The sequence below is a fragment of the Aeromonas sp. 604282 genome, assembly GCF_049170575.1.
Lineage (GTDB): Bacteria > Pseudomonadota > Gammaproteobacteria > Enterobacterales > Aeromonadaceae > Aeromonas > Aeromonas veronii_A.
Genome location: NZ_JAAKMV010000002.1, coordinates 511,175 through 518,073 on the forward strand (window position 1 = coordinate 511,175; position 6,899 = coordinate 518,073).

Here is a 6,899-nt window from a genome sequence, read left to right on the forward strand (position 1 = left end):
AGCGTATTCCTATGGCCCGCAGAGACGTCCATACCCTGGATAGCGAAGTGGAGTTTCCTGCCGACGTACAACTGGTCTCCACCACTGACCTGCGCGGGGTGATCACCTACGCCAATCCGGCCTTTTGCACCATCGCCGGCTATAGCGCCGACGAGCTGGTTGGCCACAATCACAACCTGGTGCGCCATCCCGACATGCCCAAGGCCGCCTTCGCCGATCTCTGGGCCCGCCTCAAGGAGGGGAAACCCTGGCGCGGCATCGTCAAAAATCGCTGCAAGGATGGTCGTTACTACTGGGTAGATGCCTACGTCACCCCCATCTACGAGGGGAACAGGATCAGCGGCTACCAGTCGGTACGCTGCAAGCCCGAGCCCCAATTCAAGCGCATCGCAGCTCAGACCTACCAAGCCCTGCTCAAGGCCGAGCGCGGCAACAGCAGCAACCTTCCCTCTCTTGCCAGAGTGCGCACCCCGGCCATTACCCTGTTGCTGCTCGGCATAATGGGCTGGGCCTTCGCCAGCCAAGGGGCCATGACCGTCCTGCTGATGCTGCTGCCCCTGTTGCTTCTTGGCGGCGCCTACTGGCGCGAGCTCTTCGCCTTGCCCCACTATCTGCAGCAACTGGGCCGCGAATATGACAGTCTGACCCGGCTGGTCTACTCCGGTGACAATCCCGGCGCCATTGCCGATTTTCATATCAAGATGCTGCAGGCCCGCATCCGAGCCGTGTTGGGGCGGATCAATGATGCCACGGCACCTCTGCAAACCCTGGCCATCAATCTGAAGCAGGCCTCTCATCAAGCCTGTCTCGATATCAACGAGCAAGATGCCCAGACCCAGCAGATGGCTACGGCTATGACTCAGATGGCCAACACAGCTCACGAGATCGCCCGCAACATTCAGGACTCCAACGGTCAGGTCAACGAAGCTCGCAATCGTTGTGAACAAACCAACCAGCAGTTGAACCAGACCGAACAACAGATCGAACAGCTCGCCAAACAGGCAGAGCTGGCGTTCAACTCGGCGGTAGAGCTCGCCAGCGAATCCGAACGGATTGGCAGTGTGATGGGCGAGATCCAGGGCATCGCCGAGCAGACTAACCTGCTGGCCCTCAACGCTGCCATCGAAGCGGCTCGCGCCGGGGAGCAGGGCCGTGGTTTTGCAGTGGTGGCCGACGAGGTGCGAACTCTATCGACCCGCACCCACAAGGCGACCGAGCAGATCCAGGGCAGCATCAAGCAGATCCAGCACACGCTGGGACGTTGGAAGGGGATGATGCAGGAGAACCTGCAACAGACCCGCGCATGTGCCGAGATGACCCGCCAGGGCGCCAGCAGCCTCCATACCGTGCTGGCAGAGATAGAGCTGGTCACCGAACACTCCACTCAGATCGCCACCGCTGCTGAGCAGCAACAAGCGGTCGTGGAGGAGATCAGCCGCAGCATCCACCAGATCTCCGAGTACTCCCACGCCAACAGTCAGAAGATGCTGGATGTCGATCACTCAAGTCAGGCTCTGCTGGAACGGGCCAAGCAACTGAAGGGGCTTAGCCAGACCTTCGGCTGAATCATTGCCAGCCCCATGACAGAAGCGCCACAATGGCGCTTCTGTTGTTTTTGACGAATCGGGTCTATGAGCATTGAACCAAGTCCATCCCCATTGAACAAAACAGCCCGTATCGAAGCGATCATCGCCCTGATCCCGGCAGGCCGGGTGGTCAGTTACGGTCAGGTGGCCGATCTGGCGGGGTTGCCCGGACGGGCAAGACTGGTGGGCAAGGTGCTGCGGGAAACCGACAAGGTACTGCCGTGGCATCGGGTACTGGGCGCCGCGGGCACCATCTCGTTACCGAAAGGATCGCCAGGCTTTGCCGAACAGACGGGACGCCTGCAGCAGGAGGGGGTCGTGGTGATCGGTGGACGGGTCAGAATGAAGGAGTGGCAATGGCAGCCCGATCTGGCCGAGCTGCTTTTTCTACTGCCGTTTTGAGGGGATCACAGCCGGATCACTCAAGCGGCGCCAGGATCTCGTCGCTGCGCACCTGCACCGGTATGGTCTCATCTTCGCGCTGCAGCAGCACCAGCAAGCTCTGCCGGTCTACTTCCAGCACATAGGCCGCCCCTTCACGGGTCATGCAGCTCATGCCCGGCCGGATCTCATGTATCTCCATCACCACCTCCCTGTTACAACGCTGCACTCCTTGCAGCTGGTACTCAGTATATGCTGCTCAACAAGCAAAGAGGCCCCTGGTCGGGGCCTCTTTCTCATCAGGCTTTCTTCGCCTTTGGCAAACTCTCTTGCCAGGTACCGTTGTCGTAGTGAGCGGTCCAACCGGTCGCCTTGCCGTTGACCTCGCTCATCACGTACTGCTCCTTGGTCTTTCGACTGAAGCGCACGATGGCGGGGTTGCCGTCCGGATCGGTGAGCGGGGCTCCCGCCAGATACTTGTGCTTGGCGGAGATGCGATCCTTGAAGCGCTTGAGCTCTTCCACCAGCGGCGCGCGAGTCTCGCGGGATTTGGGGAAGTTGCTGGCTGCCAGGAACAGACCGGCAGCACCGTCACGCAGCACGAAGTGAGCATCGGACTGGGTGCACTTGAGCTCTGGCAACGGTACCGGATCTTCTTTCGGCGGCGCGATGTCGCCGTTTTTCAGGATCTTGCGGGTGTTCTTGCAAGTCTCGTTGGTGCAGCCCATGTACTTGCCGAAACGACCGTTCTTGAGCTGCATCTCGCTGCCGCAGCGGTCGCACTCGATACTCGGCCCTTCGTAGCCCTTGAGCTTGAACTGGCCCTTCTCGATTTCGTAGCCATCGCAGTCCGGGTTGCGACCACAGACGTGCAGCTTGCGGCTGTCATCGATGATGTAGGCATCCATCGCTGTGCCACAGACACCGCAGCGGTGCTTGGCGCGCAGCGCTTCGGTTTCCGCCTCTTCACCGTCAGTGGCGGAGACAAACTCGTCGGCAGAGACCAGGTTGATGGTCTTCTTGCAGCGCTCTTTCGGCGGCAGGGCATAGCCGGAGCAGCCAAGGAAAACACCGGTGGTGGCAGTACGAATGCCCATCTTGCGGCCGCAATCCGGGCAGTCGATGTCAGTCATCACCATCTGGTTGGCACGCATGCCGCCCTCTTCGGGCGCCTTGTCAGCCTTCTCCAGCTCCTGGGTAAACTCGGCGTAGAAGCTGTCCAGCACCTTCTTCCACTCCAGGCTCCCTTCAGCGATGCCATCGAGCTTGTCTTCCATCTTGGCGGTGAACTCGTAGTTCATCAGCTCGACGAAGTTCTCCACCAGACGATCGGTGACGATCTCACCCATCTTCTCGGCGAAGAAACGGCGGCTCTCGACCCGCACATAACCACGCTCAACGATGGTGGAGATGATGGAGGCGTAGGTAGAGGGACGGCCGATGCCGCGTTTTTCCAGCTCGCGCACTAGCGCAGCTTCGGTGAAACGGGCAGGCGGCTTGGTAAAGTGCTGGCGCGGATCCAGCTTGACCAGTTTCAGCACCTCGCCCACGGTGACCGCAGGCAGCTGGCTATCTTCACCCTTGCGACCCATCGGCGGCAGCGCCTTGGTCCAACCGGCGAAGCGCAGGGTACGACCACGGGCCTTGAGCTCGAACTCACCCGCCTTGACGGTCAGGGTGGAAGAGTCGTACTGAGCGGGGGTCATCTGGCAGGCAACGAACTGACGCCAGATGAGATCGTACAGACGCATGGCATCCGGCTCCATCCCTTCCAGCATCTCGGCAGTCACCTGTACGTTGGAGGGACGGATCGCTTCGTGCGCTTCCTGGGCATTGGCCTTGGCGCCATACAGATTCGGCTCGGCTGGCAGATAGGCCGCGCCATACTGCTCGCCGATATATTCACGCACCGCTTCAACCGCCTCTTTGCTGAGGTTGGTGGAATCGGTACGCATATAGGTGATGTAACCCGCTTCATAGAGACGCTGGGCCATCATCATGGTCTTCTTGACCCCGAAGCTCAGACGGGTAGAGGCCGCCTGCTGCAGGGTGGAGGTGATAAACGGCGCGGACGGCTTGGAGCCGGTCGGCTTGTCTTCCCGGTTAACGACCTTGTAGTCGACCCCTTCCAGGGCTGCGACAGCGGCAAAGGTCTCGGCCTGGGTCACCGGCTTGAAGTCAGCCCCGTTGCGGCTGACCACTTCCATACGCAGATCGCTCTTGTCGGCAGTCAGCAGGTCGGCATTGAGATCCCAGAACTCGACCGGTACGAACGCCTTGATTTCGCGCTCTTTATCGACGATAAGACGCACCGCAACGGATTGCACTCGACCGGCGGAAAGACCGCGCGCCAGCTTCTTCCACAGCAGTGGAGAGACCATATAACCCACTACTCGGTCGAGGAAACGACGAGCCTGCTGGGCATTAACGCGGTCAATATTGAGTTCGGACGGCTGGGCGAACGCCTCCTTGATGGCGCTCTTGGTGATCTCGTTGAACACCACGCGCTTGTAGCGGCTGTCGTCGCCACCAATGATCTCGCGCAGGTGCCAGGCGATCGCCTCTCCTTCTCTATCCAAGTCGGTTGCGAGATAGATGGTGTCGGCTTTCTCGGCCAGACTTTGCAACTCGCTGACCACCTTCTCCTTGCCGGGCAAAATCTGGTAGTTAGCCTGCCAGCCAGCGGTCGGATTGATACCCATCCGGGCAAACAGGGCCTTGCGATCCTTGGCTGCCTTTTCAGCTTCGCTCAACTTGATGCCGCGAATGACGGGTTTCTTGGGCTCGGTGCTGGCGCTGCCGCTGGTGGGCAGATCGCGAACATGACCAACGCTGGATTTCACCACGTAGTCCTTGCCCAGATATTTGTTGATCGTCTTGGCCTTGGCCGGAGACTCCACTATGACCAGTGATTTGCCCATGCTGTAACTATTATCCTCATTGCACCCGACGGGGTTGGTGTGCGGTTTTGTGGGGCTGTATAAGAGATTTGGCGCGAAAAAGCAATCTTGTGAGCAAATTTGCCTGACCAGCCCGAACCACACGGCTTCTTTTATTGCTTCTTTATTTATTAATGCGAAGGCAACAGGCCGGACGCAACCGCTTTTTCAATTTTCTGCCATACCGCCCCTCTTTTTATATCTGAAACGACATAAAAACGTCTGCTGGTTACCGGCTTGTTACAAAAACATAAAATCTCTTTATAATGGCCCAACCCCGACGCATTGTGCGCGGAAGGAACCGCTACCCATCATAAAAATCGAAAGGATGTACTCAATGAAGCACTTCGAGGTCAATTTCGACGGTCTGGTCGGCCCGACTCATAACTATGCAGGCCTCTCCTACGGCAACGTTGCCTCCCAGAGCAATGCCCAGGAAGCCTCCAATCCGAAAGAGGCCGCCAAACAGGGGCTGCGCAAGATGAAGGCGCTGACCGAGCTTGGCATGACGCAGGGTGTACTGGCGCCACAAGAGCGCCCCGATCTTGCCACCCTGCGCCGCCTCGGCTTCACCGGCAACGATGCCCGGGTGCTGGAACAGGCCGCCAAACAGGCTCCCGCCGTACTCGCCGCCTGCTATTCGGCCTCCAGTATGTGGACCGCCAACGCCGCCACCGTCTCCCCGAGTGCCGATACACGGGATGGCCGCATTCACTTCACCCCCGCCAACCTGACCAACAAGTTTCACCGATCCCTGGAGCCGGACGTCACTGGCCGTATCCTGCGCGCCGTGTTCAACAATGATCGCCACTTCAGCCACCACCTCCACCTGCCGGAAAATGATCACTTCGGCGACGAGGGGGCGGCCAACCACACCCGCCTCTGCCGCGCCTACGGCGAGGCGGGGGTCGAGCTGTTTGTCTATGGCCGCAGCGCCTTTGACTACTCCCGCCCGGCGCCGAAGCGCTATCCGGCTCGCCAGACTCTGGAGGCAAGCCAGGCCATCGCCCGCCTGCATGGCCTTGGCGAGGAGAGCGTGGTGTTTATTCAGCAAAACCCGGAGGTGATCGATCAGGGAGTGTTCCACAACGACGTGATCGCAGTGGGCAACCAGAATGTACTCTTCTTCCACCAGCAAGCGTTCCTCAACACCGAAGCCGTGCTATCAGAGATCAGCGACAAGTTTGGCGAGGGGGATTTGCACTTTATCGAAGTGCCGACTGCCGAGGTATCCGTGCTGGATGCGGTGAAATCCTACCTGTTCAACACCCAGATCCTCACCCTGCCGAGCGGCGAGATGGCCATTATCGCCCCCACCGAGTGCCGCGATAATCCGGCGGTGTCGGCCTATCTTGGCAAGCTGCTGACGCAGGAGACTCCGATCAAGGCGGTCCACTATATGGATGTGAAACAGAGCATGCGTAATGGTGGCGGCCCGGCCTGCCTGCGACTGCGGGTTGCCATGAACGATCAGGAACTCGCTGCGGTCAATCCGGCCTGCCTTATCAACGACAGCCAGTTTGCCCGCCTCGATGGCTGGGTAGATCGCCACTACCGTGACCGCCTGACCCTCGATGACCTGCGTGATCCGACCCTGGTGCAGGAGTCTCGCAGCGCGCTGGACGAGCTGACCCAGATCCTGAAACTGGGTTCCGTCTACCCGTTCCAGCGCTAGATGTGATGCCCGAGAAGACCGCCGACGCTGGCGGTCTTCTGCTATCTCTCTTGTATTCGCCACGATCGCCAAATTGCACAGATGCTGTTTTGTGCAGAAAAGCAGCGCACAACTTGCTGATAAGCTTGAATTTTGAGCTGTATGTATCAAAAAATCGACGAACAGTCATTTTTTACTGCCAGATACCTCATCAAGGGGTTCACAAAGCCTCTGGATCTGATAGTATGCGCCTCGCACTTGGGGAGGGGTTCCCGAGCGGCCAAAGGGATCAGACTGTAAATCTGACGGCTCTGCCTTCGAAGGTTCGAATCCTTCTCC

The 6,899-nt window shown here is 59.2% G+C and carries 5 protein-coding genes; 3 read left to right on the plus strand and 2 right to left on the minus strand.

Going from position 1 to position 6,899, the window contains the following annotated elements; all coding sequences use genetic code 11:
- The first annotated feature begins 11 nt into the window (after positions 1–11).
- Together G5367_RS05320 and G5367_RS05325 are read left to right on the plus strand one after the other, a co-directional pair.
- Positions 12–1,565 carry a methyl-accepting chemotaxis protein gene (locus G5367_RS05320; protein ID WP_421245201.1) on the plus strand — a complete coding sequence of 518 codons (1,554 nt, stop codon included), beginning with the start codon at positions 12–14 and terminating at the stop codon, positions 1,563–1,565.
- 66 nt (positions 1,566–1,631) lie between these two features.
- The gene (locus tag G5367_RS05325; RefSeq protein WP_019446729.1) at positions 1,632–1,988 is read left to right on the plus strand and encodes an MGMT family protein; all 357 of its coding nucleotides are present in this window, start codon (positions 1,632–1,634) and stop codon (positions 1,986–1,988) included.
- A gap of 16 nt (positions 1,989–2,004) precedes the next feature.
- Here the strand turns inward: G5367_RS05325 and G5367_RS05330 are convergent, their stop codons facing one another.
- Positions 2,005–2,169 (minus strand): hypothetical protein, encoded by a 165-nt coding sequence (locus tag G5367_RS05330; protein ID WP_165791285.1) that lies wholly within the window; start codon positions 2,167–2,169, stop codon positions 2,005–2,007.
- A 97-nt stretch (positions 2,170–2,266) separates the two neighbouring features.
- Positions 2,267–4,888 (minus strand): type I DNA topoisomerase, encoded by a 2,622-nt coding sequence (gene topA, locus G5367_RS05335; protein WP_421245202.1) that lies wholly within the window; start codon positions 4,886–4,888, stop codon positions 2,267–2,269.
- Positions 4,889–5,243: 355 nt separating this feature from the next.
- On the opposite strand from topA, the gene astB reads away from it, so the two are divergent.
- Positions 5,244–6,581 carry an N-succinylarginine dihydrolase gene (gene astB / locus G5367_RS05340; protein WP_421245203.1) on the plus strand — a complete coding sequence of 446 codons (1,338 nt, stop codon included), beginning with the start codon at positions 5,244–5,246 and terminating at the stop codon, positions 6,579–6,581.
- The last annotated feature ends 318 nt before the right edge of the window (positions 6,582–6,899 follow it).

Bases quoted from the DNA above. Each gene is read 5' to 3' on its own strand.
- G5367_RS05320 (WP_421245201.1), top strand. From the start codon at position 12: ATGGCCCGCAGAGACGTCCATACCCTGGATAGCGAAGTGGAGTTTCCT.
- G5367_RS05325 (WP_019446729.1), top strand. From the start codon at position 1,632: ATGAGCATTGAACCAAGTCCATCCCCATTGAACAAAACAGCCCGTATC.
- G5367_RS05330 (WP_165791285.1), bottom strand. From the start codon at position 2,169: ATGGAGATACATGAGATCCGGCCGGGCATGAGCTGCATGACCCGTGAA.
- topA (WP_421245202.1), bottom strand. From the start codon at position 4,888: ATGGGCAAATCACTGGTCATAGTGGAGTCTCCGGCCAAGGCCAAGACG.
- astB (WP_421245203.1), top strand. From the start codon at position 5,244: ATGAAGCACTTCGAGGTCAATTTCGACGGTCTGGTCGGCCCGACTCAT.